Source organism: Paenibacillus guangzhouensis (assembly GCF_009363075.1).
Taxonomy (GTDB): domain Bacteria; phylum Bacillota; class Bacilli; order Paenibacillales; family Paenibacillaceae; genus Paenibacillus_K; species Paenibacillus_K guangzhouensis.
On record NZ_CP045293.1, the window covers coordinates 4,569,074 to 4,586,721 of the forward strand.

The 17,648-nt window shown below is 48.6% G+C and carries 11 protein-coding genes; all 11 read right to left on the reverse strand.

The window, feature by feature from the left end; all coding sequences use genetic code 11:
- Positions 1-153: 153 nt before the first annotated feature.
- Positions 154-2,889: an alpha-mannosidase gene (locus GCU39_RS20500; RefSeq protein WP_152395216.1), complete on the reverse strand. Its 2,736-nt coding sequence runs from the start codon at positions 2,887-2,889 to the stop codon at positions 154-156.
- Positions 2,890-2,901: 12 nt separating this feature from the next.
- Positions 2,902-6,006: a beta-galactosidase gene (locus GCU39_RS20505; RefSeq protein ID WP_152395217.1), complete on the reverse strand. Its 3,105-nt coding sequence runs from the start codon at positions 6,004-6,006 to the stop codon at positions 2,902-2,904.
- A complete protein-coding gene (locus tag GCU39_RS20510) occupies positions 6,003-7,322 on the reverse strand; it encodes a glycoside hydrolase family 125 protein (RefSeq protein ID WP_152395218.1) in 1,320 nt (439 codons plus the stop codon). The genes GCU39_RS20505 and GCU39_RS20510 overlap by 4 nt, the downstream gene beginning before the upstream one ends.
- 22 nt (positions 7,323-7,344) lie before the next feature.
- On the reverse strand, positions 7,345-8,262 hold the full coding sequence (locus GCU39_RS20515) for a carbohydrate ABC transporter permease (protein ID WP_152395219.1): 918 nt from the start codon (positions 8,260-8,262) through the stop codon (positions 7,345-7,347).
- A 27-nt stretch (positions 8,263-8,289) separates the two neighbouring features.
- Entirely contained in the window at positions 8,290-9,228 is a 939-nt protein-coding gene (locus tag GCU39_RS20520; RefSeq protein WP_152395220.1) for an ABC transporter permease, read from the reverse strand.
- A gap of 78 nt (positions 9,229-9,306) precedes the next feature.
- Positions 9,307-10,773, reverse strand: coding sequence for an ABC transporter substrate-binding protein (locus GCU39_RS20525; RefSeq protein ID WP_152395221.1), 1,467 nt, complete (start codon positions 10,771-10,773; stop codon positions 9,307-9,309).
- Between the two features lie 148 nt (positions 10,774-10,921).
- Entirely contained in the window at positions 10,922-12,439 is a 1,518-nt protein-coding gene (locus tag GCU39_RS20530) for a response regulator transcription factor (protein WP_152395222.1), read from the reverse strand.
- A complete protein-coding gene (locus GCU39_RS20535; RefSeq protein WP_152395223.1) occupies positions 12,432-14,255 on the reverse strand; it encodes a sensor histidine kinase in 1,824 nt (607 codons plus the stop codon). The genes GCU39_RS20530 and GCU39_RS20535 overlap by 8 nt, the downstream gene beginning before the upstream one ends.
- A gap of 233 nt (positions 14,256-14,488) precedes the next feature.
- Positions 14,489-15,466 carry an aldo/keto reductase gene (locus GCU39_RS20540; protein ID WP_152395224.1) on the reverse strand — a complete coding sequence of 326 codons (978 nt, stop codon included), beginning with the start codon at positions 15,464-15,466 and terminating at the stop codon, positions 14,489-14,491.
- Positions 15,467-15,632: 166 nt separating this feature from the next.
- Positions 15,633-17,012 carry an Ig-like domain-containing protein gene (locus GCU39_RS20545; protein ID WP_152395225.1) on the reverse strand — a complete coding sequence of 460 codons (1,380 nt, stop codon included), beginning with the start codon at positions 17,010-17,012 and terminating at the stop codon, positions 15,633-15,635.
- Positions 17,013-17,194: 182 nt separating this feature from the next.
- Positions 17,195-17,587, reverse strand: coding sequence for a hypothetical protein (locus GCU39_RS20550; protein WP_152395226.1), 393 nt, complete (start codon positions 17,585-17,587; stop codon positions 17,195-17,197).
- Positions 17,588-17,648: the final 61 nt, after the last annotated feature.

Sequence of the window (17,648 nt, forward strand, 5' to 3'; positions counted from 1 at the left end):
ATGGTGTGAGTTTTCCGTGGAAATTCTGCGAAGAGTGGGCATCTTACAGGCCTTGTCGTAATAATAAACAATCGCATCCAGGCATACAAAAAGGCCGTATTCCGCCCCAAGACAGGAGTAAAATACGACCTTTGATCTACGCTAAATCATCTGTTATTTACTTGTAATCCCAACCGTCACAATCTCACATGGACCTACCGCGAGGGACAATTGTCCTGCATCATTCTGCTCGATCCGAGCGCCGCGTTCTTCTAAGATGTTACTCTTGAACGCATTGTCGAATGGCAAGTGATACGCAAGATCCAGGGTTGTTGCTTCGCGGCTCATGTTGAACCAACGGAGCATCAGATTGCCCGAACCTTCATGCAATTTCATCGAGGAGAACGCTAGCTCTGTGTTCTCGAACGAGTAAGGTGCGAACGTTGACGCCATCGTTCCGCTGTGTACGCCAGTCTGAGCAGTCGTCCAAGGGATCTGGAATTGATATGCCTCTGCATATGCTCCGGATTGGATGCCGTCGCCGTCATGCGGAATCACTTCCATACGTACAGTATGCTCTCCGAGGCACTGCGCTTCTGGTGTTGGGAAATAACCCCAGTCGCCAAGCTCTCCTACGGAGCGAAGCAGCGTAACTGCAATCGTGTTGCGGCCATCGCGCAATACTTCGTATTCGTTCAGTCCAAAGTTCGCTACAGTTAAGCCAGCGCCTGCCTCGGATACATCCACGAAAGCTTGCTGATGCTGCGTATTGCTTGGGTTCTCCCATTCTGCAGCCGGTTCATTGTCGCGAACCGGAATCTCGAACATGGAGTCGACATTGTGAACCGCCGTGTTCAGGTCCGTAGGGAACAATGCGCGCACACGGTGATCCTTCGCTTGGTTGTTGAAAGATGCTTCGATCAGGACGCCTTTGCCACTCTTGTTCAAGCTGATGATCGTACGAATGGTGAGTGGTACCATCACGTTCGAACGTTGTGCCTTCCGGTTCGGATAGTACACGCATGCATGTTGTTCCACATCGAGCAATTCATCTGCCGATGCTGGAATCTCCCAGTGATGCGTCACTTCCACCGAAGCGCGGTATGGTGTGTCTTCCACAACGCGAATCTCCGCGGACAGACCTTTCGTCGTCAGCGCTGTCTCACCTGTTGGCTGCTTGTACATATATTCATTACCGATATCGCCTGTATTCTCATATACACCGAGATCACGGTACGTACGACCGGACTTCTTAACGGTTAATGTGAATGATCCATCCTCAGCGATTTCAACCTTAAGTCCTTCATTCTCCATGGTACGCTCGCCGCTTAGTAACGAAGCCGTTGATACGGCAGCCCCCGCTTGGCGAACCCAAGCATAGGTCGTTAAGCCCATCGCAGGTACCTTCGACGCTTCGAACGTCAGCTTCACTTGGCGGCACATGTATGGTTGACGGAAAGCGTCATCCGGCAGATCATAGCCGAACTGAAGGCCAAGATCTTCTACCGTACAAGGAATGACATTGCCCTCTGCATCTACAAGTACACGACCTGTAATATCGAGATTACGAACGCGATCTGTCGCTTCATCCAGCGTATAACCGTCGCGGAAGTAGAGACGTTCGGCATCCACCGTAATCGTCACAACGCCTGCACGTTCCCAGCCCGTTGTGTTGAATACAACGACAGGACGCGCGTCTTGGCCGTATTTCTCGAAGCTCGATGTATCGATGTTGTCCGCAATCGCTTGCTTCACGTCATCAACAATCGATTCTGCGACATGACGGCTCTTATCGAACCGTGCCACCATCTCGCGGTGCACCTCATCGACGCTGCAGCCGCAAATGCTGTCATGCGGATGGTTCTGCATGAGTGTCTTCCAAGCATACGTGAACAAGTGATGCGGATAAGCATCGCCTACGCCTGCCAAATGTGCCATCGAAGCCAGCGGCTCTGCCACTTTCTCCAGCATCATCTGACCGAGCTGATTCATCTGCTTCAAATAAACACGTGCAGAAGCTGTGTTCACGAGCGTGCCCCAACCGTCTGTACGTTGGCTGCGAAGCTCGCCATGAACCGTCGATAAGTCGCGGTCAAGCGCATGGTCCAACGCGCTCAAATAATCTTTGAAATTCGAATGGATGAAAGATGTATCCGGGTATAGCTCCCGTGCGACGCGAATCGCTTCCGGAAGATCAAGCTGAATCGGTTGATGGTCTACCCCGTTCATGAACAGCAGCTCGCCTGTCGATGCATATTTCTCTGCATCTGCCAGCTTTCTCTCCCAATATTCTTTCGCCTGCTCCGGATCAGCAGGTACTTCATTCCCGTTCGAATACCAGTTCGCGAACAAGATGCCCAGCACCTTCGAGCCGTCCGGGCCTTCCCATGTAAGTTCGGAGAAGGATGATTCGTATCCCCCGTCAGAGACGGTATTATTGAAGCCCGTCGGCTTCACACCGCGTCCGAAGAACGCATTCTGGATACCCGATTGCTGCATTAACTGCGGTGTCTGCCCTACAAGACCAAACGTATCTGGGAAGTAACCGATTTTAGATACATTGCCATAACGCAATGCATCTTGATGACCGACTTGCATGTTGCGTACGTTCGCCTCGCCGCTCGTCAAGAACGCATCCTGCAGGATGTACCAAGGACCGATCATGATGCGACCGTCGCGAATATGCTTCGCAAGGCGATCCTTCTGGTCCGGACGAACTTGAAGATAATCTTCAATAATAATCGTCTGTCCATCCAGGAAGAAGCTGCGATATTCCGGATCTTGATCCAGCTTATCGAGCAATGTATCCATTAATTTAACAAGACGTACGTGGTGCTTCTCGTATGGCAAGTACCACTCCCGATCCCAGTGCGTATGCGATACGATGTGAGCTGTTCTCTTCTTCGTCATGGCTTGTTCCCCCTATTCTGCGGTTACCGCAATGTCCACCTCATGCGGACGATATACTGATATGATCTGTCCTGCCGCATCCGTCGCGAACAACACCGATCTTTCTTCTGCTAGTGTAAATTGATATGTCTTACTCGTATCGGTATCTCTAACTTGGATCGTTGTATCCATTGCGTATTCCGATACGAAAATATATAAGAAGCCGTCCTTGAACCGCAGCTTGCGTCCATAGACACCTGCAAGATCGCCGCCTTGCAGCCATTCGAGGTCATGTTTGCAGCCAGCCGCATCCACCGCGTAACGGTAGAGCTCCTCTACAGCTTCCGTGCGTTCGTTCAATTCGATCGGCAACGGGCTCCAGATCAGTCGGCCTTGGCCCAGCTTCACGTCAATCACCGTATCTCCATCTCCGTCGCGCGCTTCCTTGCTCACTTCCGCAATCCGACGATGACCGAAGGATACCGGAATCGCCTTATCGCCAAGCTTCAGCATCTCTTCGCGGCGGACATTGCGGAGTTCTGCCTTGCCGAGCAGATCTGATAAGCGATCAGTTGATTGCCAGTACGCGTTCAATCCAATCGGTCCGGTAACGAGCAGCGTTGCTCCGGTTTGCTCTACCATTTCGATCAATTTTGCCCATGCCGCATCCTCGAAGTTATGCGCGCTTGGCAGAATAATTAATCTGGCTGGATTCTGTTCCAATGCTTCAAGATGATATTCCGATACGGCGCGGAACGGCAGGTTGAGCTGATACGACAAGACACGCGTTAACCGTGTCGTTGCATCGAATGCGAGCTTGCGATTCGAGAAATCATTCGAATACGGGAATACCGCAACGATCTCTTCCAATGCACGTTCTTGGAACAGGTCGCGAATCTCGCCCATGAATTGCCCGAAATGATAAGAGACATCCGCTTCAGGCTTCTCCGTACCATCTGCACGAAGCGCGCCAATATGAGATTCATTCGCATTATCCATGTAGAAGTTCGTATTCCAGATCCAGTGAATCGCCCCTGCACCACCTGTTGCGAACGCATAAGCATACTTGCGTTCAAGAATGTTCCGCAGCTCCTGCTCGCTGCGCTTCGCCCGGCCATCCGGATTCTCCACATACATGATGCCAGTCTCTTGAATAACATTCGGCTTATTCGCCGTCTTTGCGAAAATCCCGTCCCAGATCAGGTAGTCATTCAGCCACCAGGAGTGAACTGTCGTATAATCCACCGCTTCTTCATAGAAGAACGGGGATGGACGCTGCGCTCCGAGTGCTTCATCCTGTCCTACCGTCACGAGATGATCCGGGACGATATCCTTAATCGTATCGTATAACGCCTTCGCCCAGCGGTTATGCATCTCCATCGAGAACAAGCAGTAATCAAGCCAACGCGTTCCTTTTTTCCCTTGATGCATGTCTTGTACGTCGAAATTGATCTCTTTGGGCCCTGGAATCGTCGCCGCTTCGAAGCTTGGAAGCTGATCCGGCGTCATGTTCCAGCGCTCTTGGAGCACCTCAATCCGCCCATGGCGCTGCTCGAGCCAAGCCGTGAAGGCTTCCTTCTCGAAGCGGTCGCCGCATGAACGCGGTCCTTCGGAGAAGATCAATTCCGGTTCGAACATCGAAGGTTCGTTGATCAAATCCCAATCCACATGCGTCGTTGCCTTATGACGGGATACAATCGAACGAATGAACCGTTTCTGCGCTTCCACACTCTGCGGATCGAGATAAGGGTTCGTCCCTTCCCACGTCTCCGGTGTGAAAGAGAAGAAGGTGAAGGTCACTTGTAAATTGTGTTTCTTCGCCGTTAGGAAGAATGCATCAATCGCACGCAGTACTTCCTCCGAAGCGTGTCCGTCCACTTGCATCACGTTCCGGTAAGCTGTCCAAATGCCCGTACGAATCCAGTTGATGCCGGCTTTGGCCATCTGCGCCATATCCCGGTCCCATACATCGGTATTCGGCAGGAACAAGAATTTCCGCGCCACATCCGACGTCATGTAGGTCATGCCGACGATCGGCAGCGGACGTCCATCCTTCTCGAAATAATCACGGCCGCTCTTGATCGGACTTCCAGCGGTCAATAACGCTTCATCGTTGCCCCAGAAGCCTTGACGAAGCACCCGAACCTCGCCGTCTTCCATCGTGATCGTGCAAGTTACAACATAAGGACCGCTGCTAATCTCGAGCGGAACCGGCATGCGAAGATATTCCACCTCGCGCGTTACTTCTAATATAAGGGAGTTTTCCCACCGATCGGTTCCGTCTTGCCGCTCAACGATAATCTCGACCTGCATCGATTCGAATCGCTTGTCGAAATTCACGCCACGTTCGATCCGCTGCGCCTGCAAGGTTAATACGGCATGCTCACCTGGATCATAGGTCGCATAGTTCGGCTTGATCCATAGCTCTGTAGCATCCTTCGCGCAGAAGGTTGACCATGCAGCAAGTACTGCTAATCCGCCTTCATCGAAGAAACGCGACGTAAGCGGTGCATTCACGAATAACCAGCGTGAACCGCCGAACTCGCCGCGCACATTCTCCCACAGCACGACGGGTGCCGCGATCTCGCGTCCTTCTTGGCTAACCGCCTTCAGCAGCGGATAGATCTGCGTACTCATCGTTCCCGCAGAGCCCATTTGCTGCGGCAAATCGGCATTCTTCGTCGTATGCGGCACAAGATTCCATGTCTGATCGATTTCGAACAGCGATTCTTGACCGCGCAGCAGTGGAATGGTCTCCAGCGCCGCCAGCGTTGTCCGCTGCGCATCGACACGCAGCATCTCATGAATGTAGAGCTGCTGATGATAAGCTGTCTGCTCAGGCTCGATGACCCAGCTGCCGGATTCACGACGTACAGGGAATTTGAACGGTGCGCCGCCAATACTGACCAGCCCATGGCCTTGACGCAAATACGTGAGAATGCCCGTCCAAGCTTCTTTTGGGAAATAAGGCGCATGCATGTTAACGAAGCAGCCCGCGGAAGCCGAAAGAAGGGCTTCTGCAAGCCCTTCGCTATCGACAACGGTCCCAATCTGACGAAGGTCCGCTGCGCTGATTTCATCCAGCGCAGACGGACTCGGGAATGTTGGATCATAGAATACGATGGCAGAACGGATCATAGAATGCCCTCTTTCATCGCCTTGTACACAAGTTGTGAGAACAAGCTGTTCGACCAAGCGAACCATTTACGCGTAAAGACGCTCGGATCGTCCGCATGGAAACCTTCGTGCATATAGCCTGTATCTGCATCCGTGCGCTCGAGCATCGCGATCATCTCGAGCTTCTCTTCTTTCGTTGTTGCTGTAATGCCTTGCATCGACAATGCCATATGCCAGATGTAATCTTTCGGCGTATGCGGGCTGCCGATTCCTTTCGCTGCTTTCCCTTCGAAGTAGAACGGGTTCTCTTTGGAAAGTGCAAATCTTCTTGTATTCTGATAGATCGGATCATCCGCACTCACATACCCAAGGTAAGGGATCGACATCAAGCCTGGTGTACCTGCATCGTCCATGAGGCAGTAGTTGCCGAAGCCGTCTGTCTCATACGCGTAGATTGGTCCGAACTCTGGATGACGATAGATACCATAGATCTGAATACCATGGTTAATGTCCGCTTCGAGGTCTTTCAGTTCTTGCAAGAAGTCCATATCACGGAACACCCATTCCGCGAACTCTTGCATGTGGCGAAGAGCCACAACCGCGAACATGTTGCCCGGAATATTATAGTGGAAGTCGCACGCATCATCGCTGGAGCGGAAGCCTGACCATACCATTCCGGTATAGTTCACTGGCATGCCCAATCCGTTGTTGCGAAGCGAATCTTCAGGAATCCCGTTATTCCGCGTGAAGCGGTAAGGCGACAATTCGAAATGGCGTTGTTCCGTCTTGAACAAGTCATAGATGACGCGCATCGCGGATTTGAAGCCTGCATCGAAGATGTCCGTTAATTCTGTCTCTTTCCAATACATATAAGCGAGTCGCATCGAGAAGCAGAGCGAGTCGATCTCGAACTTACGCTCCCACACCCAAGGGGACATTTCCGTGATGTCCGCCTTGTTCCAATGCCAGTCATTCGCCGATTCATTGAATGCATTCGCATAAGGATCGATGTGGATATAGTTGATGTGACGTTTGATCAGTCCGCTTAGGATACGCTGTAAATCCTTGTCTTCCTTCGCGAACGGGACATAGTGGATGACTTGCTCAACGGAATCACGAAGCCAAGAAGCTGGAATGTCACCCGTGATGACAAATGTCGTTCCATCTTCCATTAATTTCGTTGTCGTCTCCAGTGTGTTCGGGAAGCAGTTCTTGAATAATTGCAAGAGCTTCGGACGATGCGCAAGCTTCTCCTCCGCTTCTTGAATCACCTCTTGAATCGCTTGTGGCAGCTGCAGCTCCGGCATCGGAATTTTTGGCAGTCTAAATTGTTCCATGATTAAGTCTCCCCCAATTTAATTACTCTTTTACCGCACCAATCGTTAGACCTTGAATGAAATAACGTTGGAAGAATGGATAAGCGAAGATGATCGGACCTGTCGCAAGTACAACCATCGCCATCCGTGATGTATCCTGTGGCAAGGATTGCAATAAGCCCACGCCCAAGGATGGATTATTCGTATTCTGCAATAGGAACTGCATACTGTTCTCGATCCGCATGAGCATCGATTGCAGTGGTACAAGATCCGGATTATCAATATACAGCAAGGCGTTGAACCAGTCATTCCAGTAACCTAATGTACTGAATAGACCGATCGTTGCCAGACCCGGCAGAGACAACGGAAGGATGAGTCGGCAGAAAATTCCGAACTCGCCTGCACCGTCAATTTTACCGGATTCGATGATCGCTTCTGGCACCGAGGTGACGAAGAAAGTCCTCATAATCATGATGTAGAAGGCATTCCCTGCCATCGGCAGGATCAGCGCTAGCAATGTGTCTTTCATGCCAAGCAATTGCGTTACAACGATATACGTCGGAACAAGTCCACCATTGAATAGCATCGTAAAGAAGGCGAAGAAGCCGAAGAAATTACGATATTTGAAGCTTTTGCGGGAAATCGCATAAGCAAATGTTGCCGTTAGAATCAAGCTGACGAGTGTACCAATCAGCGTAACGGTAATGGTAATTCCGTAGGAACGAAACAGCTGATCTCCTGCTTTGAATAGATAACGGTAAGCATCAAGGCTCCATTTCTCAGGGAAGATACTATATCCGTTCGCCGCAAGCGTTTGCTCGTCCGTGAACGAGATGATGGTAACGAATAAGAACGGGAAGACGCAGGCAAAGGCGAACAACCCAGCTATAACATTAAACACGACATTTAACCCGACGGGCAATTTATGAAAATCACGCGATTTAAGCACTTTTGTTGACATATCCATTTCCTCCTTTCTAGGCGATCTTTAGAATAATGCGTTGTCCTTGTCCCATTTACGAACGATCCAGTTCGAGAGGATAACAAGCGTAAATCCGATCACCGATTGATATAAGCCAGCTGCAGTACTCATGCCAATCTCACCTGTTGCTTTGAGACCGCGGTATACGTACGTATCGATAACGTTCGTAACGGAGTAGAGTGCGCCCGAATCTCTTGGTACTTGATAAAAGAGACCAAAGTCTGCATAGAAGATACGTCCAATTGCAAGCAATGTTAGGATTGTCATTAGTGGTTTAAGCATTGGGAGCGTAATGTTGCGAATTTGCTGCCATTTACTAGCCCCGTCGATCATTGCCGCCTCGTAGAGTGATTTATCAATCCCCATGATGGCCGCCAAATACACAACGCTGTTATATCCAACGGATTTCCACAGGAAGACTAGAATAATGATAAATGGCCAGTATGCTTTCTCGGTATACCATTGCGTCGGTTCAGCGCCGAACCAACTGCCGATTTGATTGATCATCCCTTTATCAAAGCTCAAGAAACTGAACACGAAATAACCAACAATAACCCAAGATAAGAAATAAGGCAGGAACATACCGGTCTGATACACTTTTGCAAGCTTCTTATTCGTGATTTCCGCAAGAATAATCGCCATCGCTACCGCAAGAACAAGACCGACAATAATGAAGAAGATGTTATATAATAACGTGTTACGCGTAATGACATAGGCATCATTGGTACTGAATAAGAACTTAAAGTTATCCCATCCTACCCATTTGCTTTCCACGATGCTTGCCCAGAATCCATCACGGCTGTTACGGTATTCCTTAAACGCAATAACAACTCCGGCCATTGGCAAATAGGAGAAGAACAGGAACCATAAGGTCGCCGGCAAAGCCATCAGCAGAAGTACTTTATTCTTATTGATATCCTTGAAGAATCCGCCGATCCTTTTCATACGATCACCTCTCGAATCAATATTGAGAATGAATTAGGCGAATGATCGACATCCGCCCAATTCGTTACGTTCATAACTTTATTTTTGGGATGCTTTCCAAGCGTCCACTTGACTTTGTGCTTCAGCAATAATTTTATCTAGGCCAGCAGCTTTGAATTTCGCCGTTGCTTGTGGAATGAATTTGTCTGGATCCACAGTTCCTGTCATAAGCGAAGCCCAGAATTCTTCTTTAACGTTCTGTACTGCTGCGATTTCTGTTGTTACTTTGGATGGATCGAAGTTAAATCCTAGAAGCGGTGCTTTTTCACCTGTTGCGTTGAATTTTTTGAACTCGTCCCATTTATTCTCAGGGTCGTTTTTGTCACGGTATGTGATCATTACGTTACCTAGGGAGAATGTTGGCATATCGTAGTTCTTCGATTCAGGCAAGTTTTCCATCGCATCGTCGCCTACTTTTTTGTAGTGAACGCCTTCGATACCGGAGTCAATCATGTTACGAAGTACAGGATCAGTATTGAGCAAGTTCAAGAATTCCATTGCTTTCTCAGGGTATTTCGAGTTAGCCGAGATCGCTTGCATCGAACCCATAACGGACCAGTTGTAGATCAATGGTTGGCTAGCCGCTTTGGATACAACTGGGTAGCCAAGGCTTTGGGACCAGAGGTTATCTGCGAACGGTTGGTTCGTTGCTTTATCTGTTAACCATTTGCCTGTTGCTTGTACGTCAGACAAGGAAGTAAGTGTTGCAGCTTCCGTTGGCACATAACCAGCTTTGTAGTATTTGTGCATCGTTTCAAGCGTTTGTTTCATCTCAGGTGTCTCAAGGATGTTAACAACTTTGAGATCTTTATCGCCGACTTTAACCGCCATTGGCATGTTCTCGATGATGTAATCGAAAGGCACGATCGGGTTAAATGTTTTGTCTACTGCAAGTGCATAAGTACCTGGTTCGTTTTCTTTGATTGTCTTAAGCAAAGGCTCAAGGCTCTCGAGAGTGCTTACGTTATCCAAGTTCAATTTGTATTTATCAACAAGGTTTTTGTTGAAGCGCCATACGGATTGTGCTGGAAGCTCTTTGTTCGCAGGAACACCGTAGTTGTGTCCGTCGACTTTGGAACCTTCAAGGAATGCTGGATCAAGCGTATCTACGATACCTTTGCCGTATTTCGGAAGAAGATCGTCGATCGGCAAGAATGCGCCTTTACGTGCATTTTGTACATAATCGAATGCCCAAGATGATGTGAACATCAGGTCCATTGGTGTACCCGAAGCCGTCATAACTTGCATTTTTTGGGTATAGTCACCCCAGTCGATCATGTTCATTTTTACAGTTGCGCCAATTTTCTCTTTTGTATATTTGCTAACCTCTTCCATGACACGATCCACATCTTTTTGTGGTGTTCCGATCGTGTACCAGATCAGTTCTACGGGTTTCTCAGGTGTTCCACTGCTCTCTTCTTTTTTGCCCCCGCAAGCACTTAGGGATAATGACAGCGCTAACATCAGCACTAAAGTCGTTACAAAGCTTTTTCTCACTTTACTCATTTTTTGTTTCCCTCCTGTTGTACTTCTCAATAACTGACCCCCGTTTGGGGATATATTTACAGTACCGCATGAAAGCATTTTCAAATAGGCGACAAAGTAAATGATCCATGTCCAAACTAAAGAAAAAAAAGACTACTCTAATTATTGATTAGAGTAGTCCTTTATATTCCGTTGGGGAGATTCCCACATATTTCTTGAACTGTTTGTAGAAGTATCCTGTCTCCCAATAGCCCACATCCCGTGCAATCTCATGGACTTTCAGGTTCGTGGTCTTCAGCATTTCCTTCGCTTTATCGATCCTGTATTTATTAATATACTCGGTGAACGTCTCGTTCGTCTCCTTGTGGAACAGCTGACCCAAATAGACCGGATGGATGTTATATTGCTGTCCCATCAGCTTCAGCGACAACTCTTCCGCGTAGGATTTGTGAATGTAGTTAAGCACCTGCTGCACCACAGGACTCTTCACATCGGAGATAAGGAACTCGACGGCGGTATCGCATACGCTGTGAATGGCCTCACTCAGATCATCGATCGTGCTCGCTGTTCGGACTTGATTAAATGCATCATGGAATAGATCGGTCTCTTCCGTATGACGGATGGCCTTGAGCTCCACTTTGAACCGCACGATCATCTCCAACGCAATATTCTGAATGTCATGCGGCATAATACCAGGAAGGCTCTGAATACGACTAAAATCCTCTTGTATCAATTGATGCAGCGCTTCCCGGTCCTTCGCGACGAGCAATTTCGTATATTGCACCCAATCCAGCCGGAAATCCACGCGCTCCAGCTCCTGACGAATCGGCAGCTCACTGTAATCCATCATATCCTGCTCGGGATAGATCCAGAAGTACGCCTGCGTCTTCTTCGCGTTCTGGTAGCTCGTCCCCGCATGCGGGAGCGATTCGACGCTGCCGATCGAAATCCGAAGCGGATGGTAATTGCTGAGTCGACCGTGCAATTCTTGGAGCCATGTCTTCAACTCGCCACAACCTTGATCCGGGTCCTGGATACACGCTAGCAAGATCAAATCTCCATCAATATCACGGAAGCAGGTATATGCCTTATGGTTCTTCAATTGTCTGGAGATCAGTTCGAACACCTCGGGCTGCTTGACCTCCGGACTGAATACAACCGCAGCAATATAAGGCGTGTCGAATGAAATATCGAGCAGATCCATCCGTTCCTTGAACTCGATCGGCCCGATCTGATTCGTCACCCAGCGGTGAAGCGTATTGTCCTTGAGAATCTGCGTGCTGAACTCCGTGATCATCCGTTCTTCCCGGAACGTATTCAGCTTCTCCACCGTATTCTGCAGCGTCGCTCTCAGCTCTTCCACATTGATCGGCTTGAGCAAATAGTTCTCGATTCCAAGGCGCATGCCTTCTTTCAGATAAGTAAATTCGTTGAATCCGCTCAGCACGATGACCTTCAGCTCGTCATGGAACTCCCGTGCATTGCGAATCAGCTCAAGGCCCGTCATGACAGGCATCGAAATGTCCGTAATCAAAATGTCCACGAGCGTCTGCTGCATCGCATCCAATGCCTTGCGCCCATTTTCGGCATGACCTACAATCTCGAGACCCAGTGCAGCCCAATCGATAATATCGTATAGGCCTTCAATAATAAAAGGCTCGTCATCGACAATAAATACTCTATACATCTTTACTCTCCTTCTCTTCGATGTCAGGCAGCAGCACCTTCACAATCGTGCCTTCGTCATCCTGACTCTGAAGTTCAACGCCATAGGGATTGCCGTATAATAGCTGAAGCCGATCATGCACACTGCGGAGTCCGAAGGACTGGCCTTCCGGCGCATCGGGATGCAAGGAAGCACGAATCTGTTCTAAGCGATCAGCTGCGATGCCCTGTCCATTATCCTCAATCTGAACCAGAATCCCCTCATCGGCGCGCATGGCACGAATTTGGATGACATTATCCATCCGATCGGTTCGAAGCCCGTGAACAATATAGTTCTCAATAATCGGCTGCAGCGACATTTGCAAGACGCGTTTGTTGCTTAGTTCGAAATCACAATCAATCGTATATGAGAATTTGTCCTTGTATCGAATCCGGAACAATTCGAGATATAATTGGCAGGCTTCCAGTTCATCCTTCAGCAAATAAATTTCCTTCTGATGTACGAAGCTGCGGAATAATGCCGACAGACTGTAGATCATTTCCCCGACATCCTGCGCCCCTTGCGAAATCGCCCGCATACGAATCACTTCCAGGGTATTGTAGAGAAAATGGGGATTGATCCTTGCCTGCAAAGCCATGAGTTCTGTTTGCTTTTGCTTAATATCTGCCTTATACACCCGATCGATGTATTGATTCAGATCCAACAGCATATCGTTGAAGCTGTGCGCAATCTGGCCAAGCTGGTCTTCGTTCGGATCATGAATTTGAGCGGTCAAATTCCCTTCCTTCACTTCCTTCGTGAAACGGATGATCTCATTGGTGCGTCTTGCGAACCGGATGATGAAGATGGATGGGAACAGGATTGCGACAAGGATACAAATTGCGCTAACACTTAGAATCGTATTGCGTACGCCGTTATAGGCGTCCTGCATTTCATCTTTCGAGATCATGCCGAGGACCATATAACCGCCTTTATTCTGCGACAGCTTGGTCATATATTCGTTATTCACAAGCTCGCTGCTCTCATAGAAAGAGTTGATCGTTGCCATATCCGGATAAGTCTGACCATACATCTGCCCGAGCGAATCGAATAATACGCCGCCATCGTTAGTGAGTACGAGGATTCGGCCTTTGAGCGTATCCTTCAGATCGCCGAGCGTCTTCCAGATACTATCCGAATTGTAGAAGACGAGTAGCTGCCCGATATTCGTGAGCGATTGCTTGTCATTCAGCTGCAGTCGAAGCGAGAACAGATGCGTATTCCACTGATTAAGCGCCTTGCGTACCCAGATGTTCGGAAGTGTAATGTTGCCGCCTTCCAGCGCCATCACATCGGGGATGTAGGTGTGCACGACGTCAGTCTTCCGTACCTTGAGCTGCTGATACTGGTTATATTCATACATCGTCTGCTGCCCTGAACTGTATAAGATGAGGTTGCTAATATCCTCGTCGTCCTCCATCTTGTTCTTGAAATATTGCAGCGTCTCCGACCATACACTGTTCGAATTCTTGTAATATTGATCGAGATTATACTGGATATACTCATAGAACGGATGTTCCAGGAAATACGTCACGCCTGCTGACAAGGCCGAATCGCGGTACACGCCTTCGACCATCATATGCACGGCATCATACTTCGACGAGATATAGCTATTGACGCGCTGCATCGCTTGCTGCTGACTTTCCAGCTCTCGGTTAATGACCGTCTCTGACATCGAGCGGAACATGAGATAAGAGAACGTAATGATGGTCACGATCGTGATGAAGGAGAACAGAAGAATCAGCTTCATGAACAAGTTGTTTTGAAAATAAGTGCGGTAGAGGCTGCCTAATTTCATGCTGTACATCCCTTCATTCGTAGTCAGTAGTTGATTATATCACGACTTGTACAGAAGTCGAAATGACGCGAAATGACCAGAAACCATCCCATTTGTTCTTCATCGGTATCGATATCGATTTTTTGAATACAAAAAAACGACCCAAGGAATCTTTCCTTGGATCGTTCACATTGCTTCTATACATCTACTTCTCGCGGGCTTCCTCATCGTTGCTACCCTAGCAAGAATAGCATTTAAGGCATGTTCACGCCTCTTGAACTAACGTAGAGCTGATACCACTCTTCGCGTGTCATCAACTGCGCTTGACGCTCCGCATCCTTCGTTGCCAGAATACGTTCAACATTAGCCGAACCAATGACAGGCTGAATACCTGCCGGGTGACGCATTAACCAACCGAGGACGATCGCCTCTGGCGTCGTATTTTTCTCAGCAGCCATCCGCTGTACCATCGCTGCGGTCGCTTGAATGTTCGCAGGCTCGCCTTCCACGCTGCGACCAGTTAATCGTCCTTGTGCAAGCGGTGCCCACGCTTGGATCTGAACCTTTTCCATCTGGCAATATTCCATCAGACCCTCAGCGAAGTTCACGTTCACGCCTGCTTGTTGATTCACATGAACCCCTTGATCAAGCCAATCGAGCTTCGCAAGACTCATCTCCAGCTGATTCACTACCAGCGGCTCGGTTAGTGCGCTATTTAAGAATTTGATTTGCGACGCACTCATATTCGATACACCGAAATAACGAACTTTACCCGATGCTTTTAATTGTCCGAACGCTTCTGCTACTTCATCAGGCTCCATCAGCGGGTCTGGACGGTGCAACAGCAGAACATCCAGGTAGTCCACGTTCAGACGCTGCATGGATGCATCCACAGAAGATAGAATATGCTCTTTCGAGAAGTCAAATCGTCCAGGTACATCGCCTTCCGCGAATCGAATCCCGCATTTGGTCTGGATCACGAGTTGTTCGCGCAGCTCTGGTCTGCTCTTCAGAATGCGGCCGAATGCTTCTTCCGCCTTCCCCATGGTGTAGATATTCGCATGATCGATCATGGAGATGCCGATGGACATCGCCGCGTCCAACGCTTTCTCCGCCTTCAGTACATCCTCTGTTAATAGCGGATCACGGTTCCATCCGCCACCAAACGGCATGCATCCCATAATGACTCGGCTTGCGGCAATACCGCGCTGTTGTAAAGGTATGATCTTCATAAGTTGTAGCCTCCTGTGCAGTTGCGAATTATGACAACATTCACATTCATTATACACAGGTTGAAGGTAATCTCACGAATTTTTTACATGCTCGCGATATCCTTTCATCGTAAACATAGGAAAAACCCTAGTACATAAATGCACTAGGGTGATCTATTCACTAACGCTACGTTATCGTGATACGCAAAGTTATATTTTTACCGCCATAGGAGAAGGTAATGACGGCCTTGCCTTTGCTCACTGCGGTAATCGTGCCGTGACTAACGGTCGCTTTGCCATTTGTTTTGGACTGGGCGAGAGTCGTTACATCCGTGCGGTTTCCACTGCTGTACACGGCTAGGACCTGATACGTCGTCGTTTGACTCGGAGCAAGCTTCGTTGTCGATGCCGTGACCGTCAGCTTCTGCAGCTTAGGCGTGACCTGAACCGGAATTTCTACGGTATGGTCACCGTATTTGCCGACGATTTTCGTCGTGCCTTCCATCAGTCCCTTTACGCTTGATCCTGTTACTTTGGCGATTTGCGCATTTTCGGATGTCCATGCTGCCTTGCTTGTTAACGTTACTTTTTTACCACTGGAATACGTTCCGATGAGTTTGATCGGCTTCGCGGAGCCCGCTTCAATCACTAGAGAAGTCGGTTGTACCTCGATGCTCACCAAGTTCTCCTGCAAAGTAACAGGAAGTGACACGTCTTTGCCGCCATAGTACAGCTTTACGCTGGCCTGCCCCTGAGACTGACCGGTCGCAATCACTGTGCGGTTGCTCTCTTGAATGCCCTTGCCGTCCACTTTTGCCGTTACCTGTGAGGAGACATCTACCGTACGCCCACCTTCATAAACCGCCTGGACGGAATAAGTGGCTGATTTACCGGGCGTCAGGACCAACTTCGCAGGGGTGACGACAAGTTTATTTATCTTCGGCGTAATCTGAACAGGAATTTCGAACGTTCGCTCGCCCATCACGCCCGTAACAACCGTATTGCCTTCCGAAATGCCCTTTATCGTCGCGCCGCTAACCTTCGCCACCTGATCATTACCGGATTTCCATTGGATTTTCGAAGTGATCGATACTTTTTTCCCGCTGGCGAAATAACCCATAACTTGAATCGGCTTAGAGGTACCTGCACTTAAGGAGACGGAAGACGGCTCGATTTGAAACTTCACGAAATCCTCTTGGATTTGAACAGGGACGGAAACCGTCTGATTGCCGTATGTCCCTTTTAACTTCGCCGAGGTTCCATATCTGGCGCTCACTTTGTTACCGCTAATGATCAACATGTCCGAACTAGGCTGCCATGTGACCGACCCCGTCACGTCCTCGATCTTCCCATCCTTATGCAGGGCGTTTACTCTAGGAAGGTCCGTTTCTTTTCCTATGACCAGACTTAACGATTTGGGCGCTGCGATCAATTTAAATGAAGCCGCCGCTGCACTACTCTTGGCTTGCATGCTCGCCGGCCATAATAAAGTAAAGATCACCATCGTGCATACGACTAGCCATCCAAGGCAGAAGTGACCTTTTCTCGATTTAACGATTGAATTCATACGTTTCTTGTTTCTCCTCTCTCTGGCAACTCGGTTCTCTCCACTTGATGCCTTATGCTGAACCCTAACGCTGGGTCCGCATTTCTATCCAATATGATCTGAGCGTCAAAGGCTCTACTTCTTATAACGGCTGAGCATGAGAAAACATTTAACGAATATGGATACTTTTGCAAACAGGCACCCTACCCATTCGCCTGACCATAGAGAAATTCATTCACGCTTGAAGAGCCCATGAGTATGATCGAAGTTACGAGCTGAAGGACGAGCGTCAGAATCGAAAATATCCATAAATTTATCGATAATGGTCCGTTAATCGCACCCAACATTAGACCACAGACGAATAGGAGCAAATTCAGGATGGAATACAGAATGAATAGCCATTTCGCTCTACGATTGCCATAAAAGATACAAACAATAATGACGAACCACACGATACTCCCGAGGAGATTCGAATAGATGCCCTCTCTTAAACTTAAAATCTCTACAATCAGGATCAATACCAAATTTAATAGCGTTAATCCTCTCGCAATCTGACGGCCTTTTCGATACTGCTGCGCGATGAAATCATTCATCATAGCTTCCTCCTCCCCTGTGCATCATCTGAATTCATCCACTCCTATTATATGCTCTATCTTC